The organism is Salinispora mooreana (assembly GCF_000379065.1).
GTDB lineage: Bacteria > Actinomycetota > Actinomycetes > Mycobacteriales > Micromonosporaceae > Micromonospora > Micromonospora mooreana.
The window spans coordinates 2,222,957-2,240,408 of sequence record NZ_KB900614.1 but is presented as its reverse complement, the minus strand read 5'-3'; the positions used below and the strand labels follow the sequence as shown (position 1 = coordinate 2,240,408).

Genomic DNA, 17,452 nt, shown 5'->3' with positions numbered 1-17,452 from the left:
CGCCGCCGGTGATAGCCAGCCTCAGCGTTCGCGGACCACGGCAACCGGGGAGTGCGCGTGGTGCAGTAGCTGTTGGCTGACCGAGCCGAGCAGCATCCCGGCCAGGCCGCCGCGGCCTCGGCTACCGACCACGACCAGCTGGGCGTTGCGGCTGGCCGTCACGAGCAGCTCGGCCGGGTTACCCTCGGCCACCTCCACCGTGATCTGGAGATCCGGGAACGCTCGCCGCCACCGGGTCAGTGACTCCTCCAGCTCGGCGCGGGCCGCCCGAGCATCCGTCCGGGCATCCGGGGCGGACGGCGGGCGCTGACCCGGCGGCGGACGCCACGCGCGCAGCACGTGCAGCGCTACCTTTCGGGCGGCGGCCTGCTCGACGGCGAAGCCCAGGGCGAGCAGCGACTGCTCCGAGCCATCCACCCCGGCCGCGACGTGCCCGGTCCGCTCCCGGTGGTCGGCGCCTCCCCGGACCACCACCACCGGGCAGTGGGCGTGCGCGGCCACCGATCCCGCCGTCGAGCCGACCAGGAGGCCGGCGAAGCCGCCGAGCCCGCGCGAACCGAGTACCACCAGGCCGGCCCGCGCTGAGAGCTCCTGGAGCACCAGCGCGGGCGGCCCCTCGTACAGCTCACCGGTGACGGTCAGCTCCGGGCTGGTCGCGTCCGCCGCCGCCTGCCGGACCAGCTCCTCCGCCTGCTGCCGAGCGGTGTCGTCGGGCCAGACGCTGGGCCCCCCACCAGGGCCGGTCCAGCCGGCCATGGTGAGCCACTCGAAGACGTAGGCGAGGTGCACCGACCGCCCACTCCGGGCAGCCTCGACCAGCGCCCAATCCCGGGCCCGGACCGCATCCGGCGAGCCGTCGTAGCCGACCAGGATCTCGATCCCGTGCACTGCTATTCGCTCACGCCGGTGTCGTCAGCCTCGCGGACCCACCGCCACTGCGCCACCCGTGGGTCGTCGGCGCCGTGCCTGCGGGTGTAGTCCCGGCACGACTGGCGGGCGTCCACCATCTCCTGCCGCAGGTGCGCCGCCCGCGCACCGAGCTCGGGTACCCGGTCGATCACGTCGATGACCAGATGGAACCGGTCCAGGTCGTTGAGCATCACCATGTCGAACGGAGTGGTGGTGGTGCCCTCCTCCTTGTAGCCGCGAACGTGCAGGTTGGAGTGGTTGGCCCGGCGGTAGGTCAGGCGGTGGATGAGCCACGGGTAGCCGTGGTACGCGAAGATGATCGGCTTGTCGGTGGTGAAGATGGTGTCGAACTCCGAGTCCGGCAGCCCGTGCGGGTGCTCGCTCGACGGTTGCAGGCGCATCAGGTCAACCACGTTGACCACCCGGACCCTCAGCTCGGGCAGGTGCTGGCGCAGCAGGTCGACCGCCGCGAGGGTTTCCAGCGTCGGGACGTCCCCGGCGCAGGCGAGCACCACGTCCGGCTCCGCACCACCGTCGTTGCTGGCCCAGTTCCAGATGCCGATCCCGCGCCGGCAGTGCAGGATCGCCTCGTCCATCGACAGCCAGCTCGGCTGGGGCTGCTTCCCCGCGACGACCACGTTGATGTAGTGCCGGCTGCGCAGGCAGTGGCTCATCGTGGCGAGCAGGGTGTTTCCGTCCGGCGGCAGGTAGACCCGGACCACCTCGGCCTTCTTGTTCACGACGTGGTCGATGAAGCCCGGGTCCTGGTGTGAGAAGCCGTTGTGGTCCTGCCGCCAGACGTGGCTGGAGAGCAGGTAGTTCAGCGAGGCCACCGGCTGTCGCCAGGGGATGTCCCGGGTCACCTTCAGCCACTTGGCGTGCTGATTGACCATCGAGTCGACGATGTGGATGAACGCCTCGTAGCTGGTGAAGAGGCCGTGTCGGCCGGTCAGCAGGTACCCCTCCAGCCAGCCCTGGCAGAGGTGCTCGGAGAGCACCTCCATCACCCGACCGTCGGGGGAGAGGTTCTCGTCCCCGGGGACGGTGGCCGCCACCCAGGCCCGGTCGGTGACCTCGAAGGCGGCGCCGAGCCGGTTGGAGGCGACCTCGTCCGGACCGAAGAGCCGGAACGTCTCCGGGTTCGCGGCGATGACATCGCGGATCCAGCGGCCGAGCGCGCCGGTGGCACTGGTGGCCGGCGTACCAGGTTGGGGCACGTCCACCGCGTAGTCGCGGAAGTCGGGCAGGACCAGATCACGCATTACCTGCCCGCCGTTGGCGACCGGGTTGGCGCTCATCCGGCGGTCGCCCTTCGGCGGCAGGTCCAACAGCTCGGCCACCGGCGCCCCGGTCGCGTCGAAGAGCTCCTCCGGGCGGTAGCTGCGAAGCCAGCGCTCCAACTCGGCCAGGTGCTGCGGGTCCTGGCGCACCTTCGACAGCGGCACCTGGTGCGCGCGGTGGGTGCCCTCCACCCGATTGCCGTCAACATCGCGCGGCCCGGTCCAGCCCTTCGGCGTACGGAGCACGATCATCGGCCAGCGCGGGCGCTCGATCTTGCCACCGGAGCGGGCCCGCTGTTGGATGGCGGCGATCTCGTCCAGCGCCCGGTCCATGGTCGCGGCGAGCGTCTGGTGCACCGTGGCCGGATCGTCCCCGGCAACCAGGTACGGCTCGTGGCCGTACCCACGCATCAGATCCAGCAGGTCGGACTCGGGGAGCCGATCCAACACCGTCGGGTTGGCGATCTTGTAGCCGTTGAGGTGCAGGATGGGCAACACCGCGCCGTCGCGGGCCGGGTTGAGGAACACGTTCGACAGCCAGCTACCGGCCAGCGGCCCGGTCTCCGCCTCGCCGTCGCCGATCACGCACGCGACCAGCAGGTCCGGGTTGTCGAACGCGGCACCGTAGGCGTGGCTGAGCGCGTACCCGAGTTCACCGCCCTCGTGAATCGATCCCGGCACCTCCGCAGCCACGTGGCTGGGAATGCCGCCGGGGAAGGAGAACTGGCAGAAGAGCTGCGCCATGCCGGCCTCGTCCTGGCAGGTGCCGTGGTAGAGCTCGCTCCACGTGCCCTCCAGCCAGGTGTTCGCCACGAGCGCGGGACCGCCGTGGCCGGGACCGGTGATGTAGATGGCGTTCAGGTCGCGGGCGACGATGACCCGGTTGAGGTGCGCGTAGAGCAGGTTCAGTCCGGGGCTGGTGCCCCAGTGCCCGAGGAGTCGCGGCTTGACATGCTCCACGGTGAGTGGCTCGCGTAGCAGCGGGTTGCTTCGGAGGTAGATCTGCCCGACCGTGAGGTAGTTCGCCGCCCGCCAGTACGCGTCCAGTCGGCGTAGTTCTTCTTCGGTCAGAGGGTTGTGCTGGGCGGTTGCGATGCTCATCTCTATCTAAGCCTCTCGGTCAGGTGCGGCGCATCCGGGGCGTTGTGGTTAGCCTCGTCGCTAGCTACGGCCGGGTTAAGAGGCATAGGTCCCGGTTCTTACGGACTCTCAGCCGGGGCGAGTCCTCGCACCACCACCATGGGCGTGGGCGAGTGGTAGAGCACGGCCTGGCAGGCTGAGCCGATCATTCCTCGGCCGGGCTGGTGGCCGCGTGCGGCCACCACCACCAGCTGTGCGGATCGGGACTGCTCCACCAGGACATCGCCAGGAGCGCCCCGGATGGTGTGACACTCCACCGGCACGGCCGGCTCCGGGCCGCCGACATCCGCTACCACCTCGGCGAGGATCTCTGGTGCGTCGTCGTGGCCCTGCTCCACCGCCCGGACGGCGACCAGGCGGCCGGCCCGACGGACGGCGCAGTCAAACGCCCACTTCAGGGCCTGGCGGGAGCCGACCGAGCCGTCCACGCCAACCAGCACCGGCCCCTTCGACGGGGTGTCGTGGCGGACCACCAGTACTGGGCAGCCCGCCCGGGCGACGACCTGCACCGCCGGCGTGTCGGCGGGGATGAAGCAGCCGAGTTCCCGCGTGCTCATGCCGCTGTCGCCGACCGCGATCAGGAAGGCCGTCTCCGACACGCGAATCAGCGTCTCCACGGTAGAGCCCTCGGTGATGTCGTCGCGCACCGACAGGGTCTCGTCAACCTCCCGGGCGATCTTGGTGGCGCGGTCGAGGAGCCTGGCTGCCTCGTCGTGCGTGCCGGCGATCGACGGTGCCTTGAAGGCGGCCCCCCAGTCGAAGGTGTGGATCAGTCGCAGGGGATGGCCGAAGGCTACGGCCTCCCGCGCGGCGAGGTCGACCAGCGGTAGGTCCTGCTCCGAGCCGACGGCGGCGAGCACCGGCGCATCACTGGCTGCCGCCATGTCGGCATCACCTCCGCAGCCACCTGCTCGGCCTCTGGTCCCAGGCTAATCCGGGCGGTGCGGCGCTGGGGCGGGATCGGTGCAGCGCCGCACCGCGATCCACCGATAGCCGGTTACCAGCAGTGCTAGCGTCGATGCTGTGGGAGATGCTGAGGGGTTCGTGGTCGCCGCCGTTGGCGATCTGCTCGTCGCGCGGGACCGTCCGGACGAGATATTCCGGCACGTGCGCGGCCAACTGGTTGAGGCCGACATCACCTTCGGTCAGCTAGAGACCGCGTACTCCGACGAGGGGTCCCGGGGCTCCTCCGGGCCGCGCGGCGCGGTCCCGCACGACGTGGCGAACTACGCCGCGCTCCCGCGCGCGGGCTTCGATGTCATCTCGATGGCGAGCAACCACACCGGCGACTGGGGTGTCGACGCGCTGCTCGACTGCATCGGGCGGCTCCGGCGCGACGGCATCACCGTGGTGGGCGCGGGCGCTGACATGGACGAGGCCCGGCGGCCGGGGATCGTCGAGCGCGACGGCACCCGGGTCGGCTTCCTGGCCTACTGTTCGGTCGCGCCGGAGGGCTACTACGCCGGGCGGGACAAGCACGGGGTGGCGCCGATGCGGGCGATGACGCACTACGAACCGTTCGAGTCCGATCAGCCCGGCGGGCCGGCCCTGATCTCCACCCACACCAACGACGCCGATCTGGCGGCGCTCACCGCGGACATCTCCCGGCTGCGGGACGAGGTGGACGTGCTGCTCGTGTCGCTCCACTGGGGCCTGCACTTCCAGCGCGCGAAGCTCGCGGACTATCAGCCGGTGGTGGCCCATGCCGCGATCGACGCCGGTGCGGACGCGGTGCTCGGGCATCACCCGCACATCCTCAAACCGGTCGAGGTCTACCAGGGCAAGGTGATCTTCTACAGCCTCGGCAACTTCGCCCTCGACCTCAACGACTCCTGGTGGCGGTCGTTCAGTCGGGAATGGCTCGACAAAGCCCACGCGTTCCACCAAGAGCTCTCCCCCGGCCGGGATCTGAAGGCGGAGGGACGGAACTCGGCGATCGCCCGGCTCCACATCGCTGACGGCGACATCAGTCGGGTCGAGATCCTGCCCGTGGTCATCAATGAGGAGAACGAGCCGGTGCCGTACCGGGTGGACACGCCCGAGGGGCGTGCGGTCCGCGACTACCTGGCGGAGATCACGGCCGAGTCCGGGGTGAATACGTCCTTCGATGTCGTTGACGACAAGATGCTGGTTCGCGTCTGACCGTTCTGGTTGAGGTGTCGGGCTGCGACTCGCTCCCGGACTCGTTTGCCCGCGAACTGTACACCGAGCTTCTTCCCCGACTGCTGGTTGCCGTTCTGGTCGTTCTTCGGCTCCGGGCCCTTCGTCACCTATGCCTGCTTCGTTCGCTTATACCTTGCGGCGGGCGAGCTTTCGACACGGTGCAGGGGTAGGGGTAAGTGGCGAGTTTCTGGACCGGCAAGGTTGCGGACGCGATAAAGAGCTGGGCCCGGCTCGCGAGTGTGCGGGGGCTGTTCGCGGTACCGCTGATGTTGGCGATCGTGCTGGGCACAACCTCGGTCGGCGCGGCGCGCGCGCTCGCGCAGGGCGGGCCGTCGGCGGCAGCGGGCCCCCCTGGTATCGGCCTGGCCTGGGGTGCCAACGGTTCCGGTCAGTTGGGTGATGGGACCACCACCAGTAGCAGTACCCCGGTTGTGGTGGACTTGCCAGTCGGCATCACGATCACCGCGCTTGCCGGCGGCGGTCTCCACAGTCTGGCGTTGACCTCCGTTGGCACCGTGTTGGCCTGGGGTGCCAACGGTTCCGGTCAGTTGGGTGATGGGACCACCACCAGTAGCAGCACCCCGGTTGTGGTGGACTTACCAGTCGGCATCACGATCACCGCCATCGCCGCCGGCAACTCTCACAGCCTGGCGTTGACCTCTGCCGGCACTGTGCTGGCTTGGGGCTTCAACGACTTCGGTCAGTTGGGTGATGGGACCACCACCAGTAGCAGCACCCCGGTTGTGGTGGACTTACCGGTCGGCACCACGATCACCGCGCTTGCCGGCGGCGGCTTCCACAGTCTGGCGTTGACCTCCGTTGGCACCGTGTTGGCCTGGGGTGCCAACGGTTCCGGTCAGTTGGGTGATGGGACCACCATCAGCAGCAGTACCCCGGTTGTGGTGGATGTGCCGGTCGGCACCACGATCACCGCGCTTGCCGGCGGCCGCTTCCACAGTCTCGCGGTGACCTCCGTCGGCACCGTGCTGGCTTGGGGCCTTAACGACTTGGGTCAGTTGGGCGATGGGACCATCACCAACAGCAGTACCCCGGTTGCGGTGGACTTGCCGGCCGGCACCACGATCACCGCCGTCGCCGCCGGCAACCGCCATAGTCTGGGGTTGACCTCCGCCGGCACTGGGCTGGCCTGGGGCCTCAACGCCTTGGGTCAGTTGGGCGATGGGACCACCACCAGTAGCAGCACCCCGGTTGCGGTGGATCTGCCGGCCGGCACCACGATCACCGCCATCGCCGCCGGGGCCGCCCACAGTCTGGCGTTGACCTCCACCGGCACCGTGCTGGCTTGGGGCGCCAACGATTCCGGCCAGTTGGGCGATGGGACCACCACCAGTAGCAGTACCCCGGTTGCGGTGGATCTGCCGGCCGGCAGCACGATCACCGCCGTCGCCGGCGGCGGCTTCCACAGTCTGGCTATCGTCCGGCCGACATCAACCACAACCTTGCAGGTGTCCCCACCGAACCCGAAACCGGATCAACCCGTCACTCTCACCGCTACCGTGACCTGCACCGGCGGCATCCCCACGGGGACCGTGACCTTCCTGGACGGCACGAAGGTCCTGGGCACTGAACCTCTGTCCGGGAGCCCCATCGCCACCGCAACCCGCACGGTCACACGTCTGACACCCGGCGAACACACCATCCGGGCGCGCTACAACGGCGACGGCAATTGCCCAGCCTCAACATCCAACCCCACGACAGTCGTAGTCCGAAAGCCCATCCTCCCAGTGACGGGTGTCAGCCTGCCCACCATCCTCGCAGTCGGATTCCTACTCACCCTCACCGGCGCGGCCCTGGTCGGGGTGTTCAGAAGAACCGCGACACCAGGGGCAAAAGAATGATCTAGAGGTACGGACCGTCGGGGGCGGATTGGGGGCCCGGGGTCGGTCAGGGCGTGCGCCGTCGGGACTGGGCGCTCTGCCAGTCGCGCAGCGCCCGCTTGATCCGGGTGTTCTCGTCGTGGAGCCGAGCCACCTCCTGCCGCAGAGTGGCCAGCTCGTGCGCGACCCGGTGCAGGAAGTGTCGTACCTCCTGGGGGTCCAGGCCGCGCCGGCCGAGGCCCACCGTGGCGAAGTTCCGTTCGCGGACGAGGCGGGGATGAAGTTGCTCGGTGCCGCCGTAGACGGTGCCGTAACGCATTGATCGGATCCCTTCGGTGGTGTTGGAAGGGGCGGCCCCGGTCGGAGGGGAGAATTCCGGCGCAGGGCCGCCCCGCCCGACGACCGCAGCCTCCTTGGCGGTACGGCCACCGGGCTGCCGGTGGGTGGTGTCAGTTCGCGGCGAGGCAGGGTCGCGGGGACCCGCCTTTCCGTGATAGGTATTCGTCAAGTCGGTCGGAGCCGTAATGCGCGCCTATCGCGGCTCCACGTTGAGGCCCGACGAGAGCCGGTATGCGTCAGCCACACGCCAGGCCGTCTCTCGTCACCTTCTCGGCTGTTGGCACAGCCGCGGTTGCCGTGCTTGCACCGGGCGTCCCCGGGGGCCGGTGATCACCCTCACCCGAAGGCCACATTTCCAGTGGCCTCGGTATTGGTGCAACGACACCAACGGATCCATTTCGGCAGGATGCGTGGAGAGGTGAGCATGGCCGTCAAGAGAGAAGCCTTCGTGCGGACGCTTCGGGCGCAGTGGCTCGGCCAACAGATGCGGGAGCTGCGCGAGCGACGTGGCCTGACGCTCAAGTACGTGGCCCAGTTCCTGGAGCGGGACTTCTCGTCGCTGGCCCGGTACGAGCGAGCCGAGTGGCCTTTCCGTCGAGATCTCGTCGTGGAACTGTTGGATCTCTACGGGGTCTACGACGAGCGGGAACGAACCCGGATCATCCAGCTTGCACAGGACGCCTGGCGGGTTGATCGCTGGGACAACGACTTCGATCAGACGATCTATGACACGTCGTTCATAGACTTTCCCTGGCTGGAGTCGAGAGCGGACCAAGTGTGTACCTACGCCTCCTTGCTCATACCCGGCCTACTGCAAACCAGGGACTACGCCGAGGCGGTGATCCGGAACGCGGAGGCCAGTTCCACCAGCGAGGTGCAGATCCGGAAGTGGGTTCAGCTCCGGATGGACCGGCAGCGCCTGTTGGAACAGCCCACCGCTACGCGACTCGCCGTGATCGTTGAGGAATCGGTCCTACGGCGTCCGGTGATGAGCCGGCAGGTAATGGCGGCCCAGCTCAACCACCTGGTGCAGGCGCTGAAAAAGCCGACGGTCGAGATCCGGGTCCTGTCCACCACCCTCGGTCTGCACGCGGGCTTGGACGGCACGTTCTGGCTCTTCAAGATGCCTCCGCCCTACACCGACGTCGCGCATGCCGAGACGCTTGGCGGACGGCTCTTCATGGAGTCGGACAAGGCGCTGCGATATGTCCGCGCGTACGATCGCCTCCGGGAGGCCGCGCTCACCGTGCGCGAGTCGGCGAGGCTGATTTCTGCACTTGCGGAGGAGTTGTCATGAGCGACACCATGCCCGACGTTGCTTGGCATATCAGCACCAAGAGCCCGGACCATGGCGGCAACTGCGTCGAGGCGGGGCCGTTGCTTGATGGGTCGGGGCGGGTGGCGGTGCGGCACAGCAAGGCCCCCGAGGCGGCCACGATTATCTATACGGCCGAGGAGTGGGCGGCGTTCGTCGGCGGCGTGCGCGACGGTGAGTTCGATTTCGCCTAGCTCGCCGGCGAGCCGGACCGGTGGTGTGGTTGCCGGTGCCGGGTAGCGTCCACAGCAACGGGAGTGTCCGGTGGAGGTGGCGGCCGACCCGGTGCTGGTGGGAGACTTGCGACGGCCTCTCGACAGCATCCGGTACGGTGCACACCGTCACCGTCGGCTCCAGGAGAGTGCGACACCAGACCCAGCGGGAGTTCCGATGGTCTTCAAGAAAATGTTGAGCGCGTTAGGCGTAGGCGGCCCCAGCGTGGACACCGTCCTCACGAACCCCAACACCCGGCCCGGCCTGACCCTCGACGGCCAGGTCAACCTGATCGGCGGGGACTCGCCGGCGGCCATCGAGCAGATTGTCGTCGGCCTGGTCACCCGGGTCGAGATCGAGGGCCACGACACCGAGTACGCGGGGCTCATGGAGTTCCAGCGGATGCCGGTCTCCGGGCCGCTGCAGCTAGCTCCCCAGCAGCAGCTATCGATCCCGTTCCAGCTACCGGTGCCGTGGGAGACCCCGATCACCGACGTGTACGGCCAGCGCCTGCACGGGATGACGATGGGTTTGCGGACCGAGCTGGCGATCGCCCGTGCCGTGGACAAGAGCGACCTGGACCAGGTCAATGTGCACCCGCTGCCGGTGCACGAGCGCATCCTGGAGGCGTTCACCCGGCTCGGCTTCCGGTTCAAGAACGCCGACCTGGAGCGCGGATCCCTCTACGGGGTGCAGCAGACGCTGCCGTTCTACCAGGAGATCGAGTTCTTCGCCTCCCCGCAGTACGCGCAGACGATCACCGAGGTGGAGCTCACGTTCGTCACCAACCCGCACGGTGTGGACGTGATCCTGGAGTGCGACAAGCGCGGCGGCTTCTTCACCTCCGGGCAGGATGTCTTCGGCCGCTACCAGGTCGCCCACCAGGACGCCGACCGGGTGGACTGGGTGCAGGTGGTGGACGGGTGGCTGCGCGAGACGACCTCCCGCTACGGCAGCCTGCGGGCGCAGGGCTTCGGTGTTCCGCAGCAGCACGGCCAGCGGGGGATGGGCATGGGTGGAGTGATCGCCGGTGCCGCGCTCGGTGTGGCTGGCGGCATGATCGCGGGTGAGATGATCGAGGACGCGATCGAAGGGGACTTCGCCGAGGACTTCGGCTTCGAGGAGTAATCCAGACCTCGAACAGTCATCCAGGCAAAGGGTGCCCGCCGGGACGCAGCTCCCGGAGGGCACCCTTTCGTCGCTAACGGCTAACGCCGGGCCATGCCCCGCTCACCAGTGAGACGCCGGTCCGAGCCGGCCTTCGCCAACCCCCGACTGATCAGGTATGCGGCGGTCAGGGCGGAGAGGAACCACCACGCCAAGATCGGGTCGTTGATGTTCAACCCGTTGGTGCCGGACCCACGCCAGAAGGCAGAGATCACCACCAGGGTGACCGCGCCCGCGTAGATCCAGAACTCGGTGGTCAGGAACGAGTTCTTCGTCTCCGTGTCCGGAGCCGACATCTGCTCCCGGTGCCCGTTGTCCATCGCCCGCATCGGCCGGGTCGGGGCGTCCTGCAGGCGGTCCCGGCTCTGGAACTCCGACCTGCGCTCCCGGCTCTGGGCCTCCGCCGGAGGTCGGTTCCTTGGCCTGGTGGATGCAGCCTCTGTGCTCATCTGGTCCTCCTCGGATTTGATGAGTACCTGAGATCCCCCGCCCCGCTACCGCGTCTCGGCCACGGCACGGTTCGTGGCGGGGACACCCCGGGTCTACCCGACCGGCCGGGAGCAGTAACCCCGCCCCCACCGTGTCGGCGAGTTTGGCCAGCCCGGGGGCGGGAACCCAAAGCAGCTTCCGACGAGTCTGCGAGGTGATGTGACGTGCGCACCGACGACACACGGAACGAGGCCGCCCGGCGGGCCGAGGAGCGGATCGCCGGCGACCGGTACGGCGAGGGCGTTCTGGACGAGGTGACCGTGCCGCAGACCGACGTACAGCGGGTCATTCAGGAGGAGGACCCGGGTGACCCGGCGCACAGCCGGATCGACCCGCAGGTGCTGCGCGACGGTGGTCCGACCCGGGGCCAGGGCGCGATCACGACGACCGGCGGGACCGCCGGCCCGGCCAGTGTTCGCCGGGTGGCCCGGCAACCAGAACGGCACCGGGGCCGGGTCGCCCCGACCACGACGGGGGACGCCACCACCGGCGGCCTGAGCACCCCGACCGCCGGCTCCACGAGCGACGCGGCCGGTCCCGGCGTGCACGTCGCGAACCTCTCCGACGACTGACCGCCCGCCGACCCGCACGCCCCGACGGCCTGGCCCGGTTCGGGCCAGGCCGCCGGTGTACCCGGTCATCAGCCGGGCGCGGCCCGGCGAGCCCGATGCGCCGGGTCTGGACGGCGATCAGGAGGTGGGGCGCAGAATCGTCAGCCGTTGGGTGGCGCGGGTCAGCGCCACATACAGGTCGTTCCGACCGCGCGGGGACTCCGCGACGATCCCGTCGGGGTCAACCACCAGGACCGCGTCGAACTCCAGCCCCTTGGCCTGGGCGACGGTGAGCAGGACGGTACGGCTCTTGAGGTCGGGCTGCTCACCGATGGTGGCCTCCGGAATGGCACCCGCCAGGGCTGCGCCCAGATCGGCGACGCGGGCGGCCGGCACGATCACCCCGAGCCGGCCGTCAGTCAGGGCCGCTGCCATGGCGGTCGCCGCATCGACCAGCTCCGCCGCCAGCCGCTGCGGCGCCACCTCCCGATCGGTCGGCGGCACACCGGTGGACCGTACCGACCGGGGTGGGCGCAGCGTCGGGTCGATCTGGGCGAGCACCTCCGCGGCGACCGCCATGATCTCGGCGGGAGTGCGGTAACTGACCGCCAGCTCCGTCAGCCGCCAACGCTGCGCCACGTACGGCTCGAGGGCCTCAGCCCAGGATGCGGTGCCCGCCAACGCACCGGTCTGCGCCACATCGCCGACGATGGTCATCGACCGGCTGGGGCAGCGGCGCATCAGCAGCCGCCAGGCCATCGGCGACAGCTCCTGCGCCTCATCCACGATGATGTGGCCGAACGCCCAGCTCCGGTCGGCGGCGGCCCGCTGTGCGGTGGTCAGCCGGTCCCCCTCCTCCTGCCGCTCCACCAGCCGGTCGGCGTCGAGCAGGTCGGTGACGCCGAGGATCTCGCCACCGTCCGCCTCGTCCTCCACGTCGATCGACCGGGAGCCTCGGGCGATCTCCAGCACCCCCTCGGCGTACTCCCGCTGTAGGGTCCGCAGTCGCTCCCGGCGGGCCGCCGCGGCCCGATCGTCCTCGCCGAGCAGCTCGGCCGCCTCGTCCAGCAACGGCACGTCGGCCGGTGTCCACCCACCCGGCTGACGGTGCAGCAGGGCCTGCTCGGCCTCGGTCAGCATGGGCGCGGCGGTGGCGATCCGCACCGGGTCGGCGTACAGGCCGGCGAGCAACTGCTGCGGGGTGAGCAGCGGCCACAGCTGGTCCAGCGCCGCCCGTACCGCCGGATCGTCCCGCAGCTCCCGACGGATCTCGGCGCGGTCGGCCTCCTCGAGCAGGTTCTCCCCACCCAGCGGGTCAGCGCCGATGCGCTCGGCGACCTGCGTGGCGAGCGCGTGCACGATCTCGACATCGAAGACCGCCCGGGCGAGGTTGTGGGGCCGCCCGGACCGGCGGGCCCGGTCCCGGGCGGCCCGGACGGTCTCCGGGTGCAACTGGAGGATCTCCCGCTGCGGCTGCTCGATCTCCAGCGGTTCGTCCGGCACCCACTGTCGGTCCCGGACCGCGGTGGAGAGGACATCCACCAGCACCGCGCGGCCCTTCAACGCGGCGGTCTCGGCCGCCTCGGCGCGTCGCGCGGTGACGCCGGGGAAGAGGTCAGCCTGGGTACGCAGCAGCACACCGGTCTCGGCGAGGGCCGGCAGCACCTGGGAGATGTAGCGCAGGAAGGTCGTGTTCGGCCCGACCAGCAGCACGCCCCGGGTGGCGAGTTCCCGCCGGTGCGTGTAGAGCAGGTAGGCCGCCCGGTGTAGTGCCACCGCGGTCTTGCCGGTGCCCGGGCCGCCCTGCACCACCAGCGTGCCCGGCAGCTCGGCCCGGATGACCGTGTCCTGCTCGGCCTGGATGGTCTCGACGATGTCCCGCATCCGGCCGGTCCGGCCGGCGGTGAGGGCCGCGAGCAGCGCCGCCTCGCCGGTCAGCTCCTCGTGGGCGGTGGGGGAGGCGGCAGCCAGGTCGAGCACCTCGTCGTTGAGGCCGGTCACCGTGCGTTGCCGGGTCCGCAGGTGCCGTCGTCGGTGGACGCCCTGCGGGTTGGCGGCGGTGGCGAGGTAGAAGGCGCGCGCCGCCGGGGCCCGCCAGTCGATCAGCAGCGGGTCGTAGTCGCCGTCGGTGTCGAAGATGCCGATCCGGCCGATGTAGTGCCGGCCGCCGTCGTCGGTGTCCAGTCGGCCGAAGCACAGGCCCTGCTCGACCGCCGAGTACTGCTCCACCTGCTCGCCGTACATCCGTACCGCGCTGTCGCGTTGGGACCGGGCCTGGAGGGTGCCACCGGTCGCCCGGAGCTGTTCGGCCAGCCGGTGGGTGGCCTGCTCCCGCAGCGCGTCCAGCCGGCCGTAGAGCATCGAGACGTACTCCTGCTCCTGGCCGAGCTCGTCGTCGTTTATCGGCGATTCGCCGGGACCGCCGGAGTGCTGTGAAACGCCGGAGTTGCTTGACAAGCCATCTCGCAATTCGCTACCCTTGCCCGAAGGAACGGCTTGATGCCGTTCTTTTTTATTCCCTGAACTGGTCAGGATACCGGTCGGCGCGGCCACCGGAGGTGCCCCTGGTGATGTGCCAGCGGGGCTGGGCGTGGCGACGAGCCAGGGGCGTGGGCGGAGGTCCTCACCCGCCTCGGGCGGCGGGCACTGGCGTGGGCAACGACAACCCCGGGGCCCGCGCGCCGTGCGAGCCCCGGGGTTGTCGGCGACGAGACGTCAGCCCCGAGCCACCTCGTACAGTCGCTCCGGGGAGACCGCCCCCACGATCAGCCGGCCGTCGTCGGTGAGCAGCGCCGTGAGCAGCGCGCTACGGAACAGTCGACCGCTGCCCCAGTCACCCTGGACCGCCGGCAACTGACCGGCGAGCAGGTCCAGGTCGGGCACCTCCTCGGCGGCGGTGGTGGGACGCTCCACCTCGCCGACCTCCGCGACGAGAACCGTGGCCCAGCTCGTGCCGACGGTACGCGGGCCGGGCTGTTCGCTGTCCTTGGTCGATCCCGGCTGCTCCGGCAGCGGTGGCTGCCCGGGGTGCTTCCCGTCGTCCTGCCGCTCGGTGATCTGAACCCCCGGCGGCGGGTTGAAGGTGAACTGGTCGGCATCCGGCCGGGCGTAGTCGATCTGGGTGAACGCCAGCTCGAACGCCGGGGGATCCCCGGCCTCGGCGAAGACCTCGAACCGCAGCGGCAGGTGCTCGGTCGCGTCGATGGCGATCCGGACCTGGTGCACCAGAGAGGCGGCGTCCCGGGGCTCGAGCACCAGCTCATAGGCGTCCCGCCCGGCGACCGTGGCCGACCGCCCGACGCTTACCTCGGTCGTCGGATCAACCGCGGCGAGCGCCTGCGCGGCGGCCTCCCGCGGCGTCACCGGCACCTCCGGTGGGTTCGCCACCTCCTTGCCTCCCGGCAGTACCCGGTGGGTGGCCGTGTTCGTCTGGCTGTTCCACAGCCACACGTCCCGCCCGTTACGGATGTAGTCCTGCTGCCCGAGCGTGTCCACGAACGCGACTCGCTGCTGGTCCGGCCCGGAGTGCCAGACCCGCAACGTGTGGGAGCCGGTCAGCAGGCTGGCCGGACCGTCCTCGGCGAGCAACCCGGCGATCGGCGGTAGACCGAGGTCGGCCCGCTGCACGACGGTGCCGGACAGACCCTCGAAGCGGGCGGTCTGGAGATCGACCAGAAGCTGGGCGGCGGATCGGGGCGGCAGGCTCGGCTCGGCTTCGGCAGCGAAACGGCCCAGCGCGGCGCCGCCGCCGATGACGGTCACGACGGCGGCCACCGGGACCAGCCACCGTAGGGCGGGACGGCTTGTCAGAACGGACATGGGGCACCTCCTGCCGACCATCCTGCCGAACGCACCCTGTGCGGACGCTGAGGACGGCGTTTCCGGCGCGCGTCGCCCGATGGCACTCTTGTTCCCGTGCGACTGCTGGTGGTGGAGGACGAAGCGCGGCTGGCGGCTGCCCTGCACCGGGGGCTCCAGGCCGAAGGGTTCGTGGTGGACATCGCCGCGACCGGGCCGGCTGGCCTGGCGGCGGCCCGGCACGGCGACTACGACGCGATGGTCCTCGACGTGATGCTGCCCGGCCTCTCCGGCTACGAGGTGGTCCGCCGGCTGCGGGCCGAGCGGTGCTGGCTGCCGGTGCTCATGCTCTCCGCCAAGGACGGCGAGTACGACCAGGCCGACGGGCTGGACTGCGGGGCCGATGACTATCTCACCAAGCCCTTCTCGTACGTGGTGCTGCTGGCCCGGCTGCGCGCCCTGCTGCGTCGCGGTGCACCGGAGCGGCCGGCCGTGCTGGCCGTGGGGGACCTACGGCTGGACCCGGCCCGGCGGCGGGTGACCCGAGACGGCGTCGAGGTCGCCCTGACCGGCCGGGAGTACGCCCTGCTCGACTACCTGATGCGCCGCCCCGGCACGGTGGTCTCCAAAACCGAACTCCTTGACCACGTCTGGGACGCCAGCATCGAGACCGCCCCGAACGCGGTGGAGGTGTACGTGGGCTACCTGCGCCGCAAGCTCGGCCGAGACCGCCTGGAGACCGTCCGCGGGGCCGGCTACCGCCTCGTCGCCGCATGACCGAACCCGCCGCCCCCGCCGGTCGTCCCCGCCCCGGCAGCGGCCCCCCACCCACCGCGGCGCGAAGGGCGCGCGGATGGCCCCGGACCCCGCTTGGCCTCCGCGGACGGCTGATGGCGATCGGCCTACTCGGCGTGTCGGCGGGGCTCGCCGTCGGCGGCCTGGTGCTCCTGGCCGTGCTCAACTGGACCCTGCACCGCAATGTCGACACGGAGGCGCTGCGCACCGCCGACGCCATCGCCCTGCTGGCCGCCGAGGACGCCCTGCCCGACCCCCTGCCCGTCGCCGGCAGTCAGGTGCGGGTACAGGTGATCGACGCGCAGGGACGGGTCCGCGCCGCCTCCATCGACGCCGACCGGCTGGTGCCGATGGTCCGGCCGGACCAGGCCGACCGCACCGCCCGAGCCGGCACCACCGTGCCGGGGCAACGCATGGGGCTGACCGGGCCGATGCGGGTGGTGGCCGTGCCGGCCGGCACCGACGGCGACCCGCTCACCGTGCTGGTCGCCCGTTCGCTGGTGGACGTGCGGCAGAGCATCCACGTCGTCCAGACCATCCTGCTGGTCAGCTTCCCGCCGCTGGTGGGTCTGCTCGCCCTCGTGGCCTGGCGGGCCGTCGGCGTGACGCTCCGTCCGGTGGAGGCGCTGCGCCGGGGCGCTGAGGAGATCACCGGTCGGGACGGGCACGGCCGGCTACCCGTACCGGCGTCGCAGGACGAGATCCACCGGCTCGCGGTGACCCTCAACGACATGCTGGATCGGCTGCGCGTCAGCCGGGACCGGGAGCGGGCGTTCGTCGCCGACGCCGCGCACGAACTGCGCAGCCCACTGACCAACCTGCGGACCGAACTCGAGGTCGCGCAGCGGCTGGGGGACCGGACCGACTGGCCGGCCGTCTCGGTGGACCTGCTGGCCGACACCGAACGGCTCGGCCGGCTCGTCAACGACCTGCTGCTGCTCGCCCGCCTCGACGAGGCCCCGCCCGCCCGCGGCGCCGGGCCGGTCGACCTGGGTGCTCTGTTGGCCGAGGTGGCCGCTCGCTACCCGGCCGGGAGGGTTCACGTGGCACCGTCGGTGTCGCCGCTCTGGGCGGCCGGCGACCCGGAGGAACTGCGCCGGGTGTTGGTCAACCTGGTCGACAACGCGGTACGGCACGCCCGCAGTCGGGTGCTGCTCGGCGCCGAGCCGGGCGGTTCCGCGTACCACCGGGTGACGGTCACCGACGACGGGCCCGGCATCCCGGCGGCGGACCGGGAACGGGTCTTCGGCCGGTTCACCCGGCTGGATGTCGCGCGTGACCGGGACGCCGGCGGCGCCGGCCTGGGGCTCGCCATCGTGCGCGAACTGGTGCGGCGGGCCGGCGGTTGGATCGACCTCGACGATGCCGACCCGCCGCCGGGCCTACGCGTCCGGGTGACGCTGCCCGCGCTGCCCACCGAGTAACGGACGCGCTTACCGAGTAACGGACGCGCTT

The 17,452-nt window shown here is 70.5% G+C and carries 15 protein-coding genes; 8 read left to right on the top strand and 7 right to left on the bottom strand.

The features are described 5' to 3' along the window. Positions 1-21 precede the first annotated feature (21 nt). The 3 genes from SALPAC6_RS0110690 to SALPAC6_RS0110680 form a co-directional block, all read right to left on the bottom strand. Positions 22-888: a universal stress protein gene (locus SALPAC6_RS0110690; protein WP_018253413.1), complete on the bottom strand. Its 867-nt coding sequence runs from the start codon at positions 886-888 to the stop codon at positions 22-24. Positions 889-890: 2 nt separating this feature from the next. Continuing rightward, positions 891-3,290 carry a phosphoketolase family protein gene (locus SALPAC6_RS0110685; protein WP_018253412.1) on the bottom strand — a complete coding sequence of 800 codons (2,400 nt, stop codon included), beginning with the start codon at positions 3,288-3,290 and terminating at the stop codon, positions 891-893. A gap of 98 nt (positions 3,291-3,388) precedes the next feature. Next, positions 3,389-4,213 carry a universal stress protein gene (locus SALPAC6_RS0110680; protein ID WP_018253411.1) on the bottom strand — a complete coding sequence of 275 codons (825 nt, stop codon included), beginning with the start codon at positions 4,211-4,213 and terminating at the stop codon, positions 3,389-3,391. A 139-nt stretch (positions 4,214-4,352) separates the two neighbouring features. Between SALPAC6_RS0110680 and SALPAC6_RS0110675 the strand changes: the two genes are divergently transcribed. Both SALPAC6_RS0110675 and SALPAC6_RS0110670 read left to right on the top strand, forming a co-directional pair. Next, positions 4,353-5,471: a CapA family protein gene (locus tag SALPAC6_RS0110675; RefSeq protein ID WP_026189537.1), complete on the top strand. Its 1,119-nt coding sequence runs from the start codon at positions 4,353-4,355 to the stop codon at positions 5,469-5,471. A gap of 197 nt (positions 5,472-5,668) precedes the next feature. After that, positions 5,669-7,351: an RCC1 domain-containing protein gene (locus SALPAC6_RS0110670; protein ID WP_018253409.1), complete on the top strand. Its 1,683-nt coding sequence runs from the start codon at positions 5,669-5,671 to the stop codon at positions 7,349-7,351. 46 nt (positions 7,352-7,397) lie between these two features. Here the strand turns inward: SALPAC6_RS0110670 and SALPAC6_RS0110665 are convergent, their stop codons facing one another. After that, complete coding sequence (locus SALPAC6_RS0110665) at positions 7,398-7,649, bottom strand: DivIVA domain-containing protein (RefSeq protein WP_018253408.1); 252 nt, start codon at positions 7,647-7,649, stop codon at positions 7,398-7,400. 444 nt (positions 7,650-8,093) lie between these two features. Between SALPAC6_RS0110665 and SALPAC6_RS0110660 the strand changes: the two genes are divergently transcribed. The 3 genes from SALPAC6_RS0110660 (at position 8,094) to SALPAC6_RS0110650 (ending at position 10,325) form a co-directional block, all read left to right on the top strand. Further along, positions 8,094-8,966 carry a helix-turn-helix domain-containing protein gene (locus SALPAC6_RS0110660; RefSeq protein WP_018253407.1) on the top strand — a complete coding sequence of 291 codons (873 nt, stop codon included), beginning with the start codon at positions 8,094-8,096 and terminating at the stop codon, positions 8,964-8,966. Then, on the top strand, positions 8,963-9,178 hold the full coding sequence (locus SALPAC6_RS0110655) for a DUF397 domain-containing protein (protein WP_018253406.1): 216 nt from the start codon (positions 8,963-8,965) through the stop codon (positions 9,176-9,178). Before SALPAC6_RS0110660 ends, SALPAC6_RS0110655 begins: the two co-directional genes overlap by 4 nt. 70 nt (positions 9,179-9,248) lie before the next feature. Continuing rightward, positions 9,249-10,325 carry a sporulation protein gene (locus SALPAC6_RS0110650; protein WP_018253405.1) on the top strand — a complete coding sequence of 359 codons (1,077 nt, stop codon included), beginning with the start codon at positions 9,249-9,251 and terminating at the stop codon, positions 10,323-10,325. An 80-nt stretch (positions 10,326-10,405) separates the two neighbouring features. On the opposite strand, the gene SALPAC6_RS0110645 is transcribed toward SALPAC6_RS0110650, so the two are convergent. Next, positions 10,406-10,693: a hypothetical protein gene (locus SALPAC6_RS0110645; RefSeq protein ID WP_018253404.1), complete on the bottom strand. Its 288-nt coding sequence runs from the start codon at positions 10,691-10,693 to the stop codon at positions 10,406-10,408. Positions 10,694-11,017: 324 nt separating this feature from the next. Between SALPAC6_RS0110645 and SALPAC6_RS0110640 the strand changes: the two genes are divergently transcribed. Next, positions 11,018-11,425 (top strand): hypothetical protein, encoded by a 408-nt coding sequence (locus tag SALPAC6_RS0110640; protein WP_018253403.1) that lies wholly within the window; start codon positions 11,018-11,020, stop codon positions 11,423-11,425. 117 nt (positions 11,426-11,542) lie between these two features. Here SALPAC6_RS0110640 and SALPAC6_RS0110635 read toward each other — a convergent pair whose 3' ends face one another. Together SALPAC6_RS0110635 and SALPAC6_RS0110630 are read right to left on the bottom strand one after the other, a co-directional pair. Next, positions 11,543-13,807: a HelD family protein gene (locus tag SALPAC6_RS0110635; protein WP_026189535.1), complete on the bottom strand. Its 2,265-nt coding sequence runs from the start codon at positions 13,805-13,807 to the stop codon at positions 11,543-11,545. A 312-nt stretch (positions 13,808-14,119) separates the two neighbouring features. Beyond that, positions 14,120-15,223, bottom strand: a complete 1,104-nt coding sequence (locus SALPAC6_RS0110630) for a LolA family protein (RefSeq protein WP_018253401.1) — start codon at positions 15,221-15,223, stop codon at positions 14,120-14,122. A 96-nt stretch (positions 15,224-15,319) separates the two neighbouring features. Here SALPAC6_RS0110630 and SALPAC6_RS0110625 point away from each other — a divergent pair, with 96 nt between their 5' ends. Further along, positions 15,320-15,979 carry a response regulator transcription factor gene (locus tag SALPAC6_RS0110625; protein WP_018253400.1) on the top strand — a complete coding sequence of 220 codons (660 nt, stop codon included), beginning with the start codon at positions 15,320-15,322 and terminating at the stop codon, positions 15,977-15,979. Between the two features lie 113 nt (positions 15,980-16,092). Beyond that, complete coding sequence (locus SALPAC6_RS0110620; RefSeq protein WP_018253399.1) at positions 16,093-17,421, top strand: sensor histidine kinase; 1,329 nt, start codon at positions 16,093-16,095, stop codon at positions 17,419-17,421. Positions 17,422-17,452 lie beyond the last annotated feature (31 nt).

What these genes read in the sequence shown, in the direction of transcription:
- SALPAC6_RS0110685 (WP_018253412.1), bottom strand. Translation starts at nt 3,290, where the DNA reads ATGAGCATCGCAACCGCCCAGCACAACCCTCTGACCGAAGAAGAACTA.
- SALPAC6_RS0110680 (WP_018253411.1), bottom strand. Translation starts at nt 4,213, where the DNA reads ATGGCGGCAGCCAGTGATGCGCCGGTGCTCGCCGCCGTCGGCTCGGAG.
- SALPAC6_RS0110665 (WP_018253408.1), bottom strand. Translation starts at nt 7,649, where the DNA reads ATGCGTTACGGCACCGTCTACGGCGGCACCGAGCAACTTCATCCCCGC.
- SALPAC6_RS0110660 (WP_018253407.1), top strand. Translation starts at nt 8,094, where the DNA reads ATGGCCGTCAAGAGAGAAGCCTTCGTGCGGACGCTTCGGGCGCAGTGG.
- SALPAC6_RS0110655 (WP_018253406.1), top strand. Translation starts at nt 8,963, where the DNA reads ATGAGCGACACCATGCCCGACGTTGCTTGGCATATCAGCACCAAGAGC.
- SALPAC6_RS0110645 (WP_018253404.1), bottom strand. Translation starts at nt 10,693, where the DNA reads ATGCGGGCGATGGACAACGGGCACCGGGAGCAGATGTCGGCTCCGGAC.
- SALPAC6_RS0110630 (WP_018253401.1), bottom strand. Translation starts at nt 15,223, where the DNA reads ATGTCCGTTCTGACAAGCCGTCCCGCCCTACGGTGGCTGGTCCCGGTG.
- SALPAC6_RS0110620 (WP_018253399.1), top strand. Translation starts at nt 16,093, where the DNA reads ATGGCGATCGGCCTACTCGGCGTGTCGGCGGGGCTCGCCGTCGGCGGC.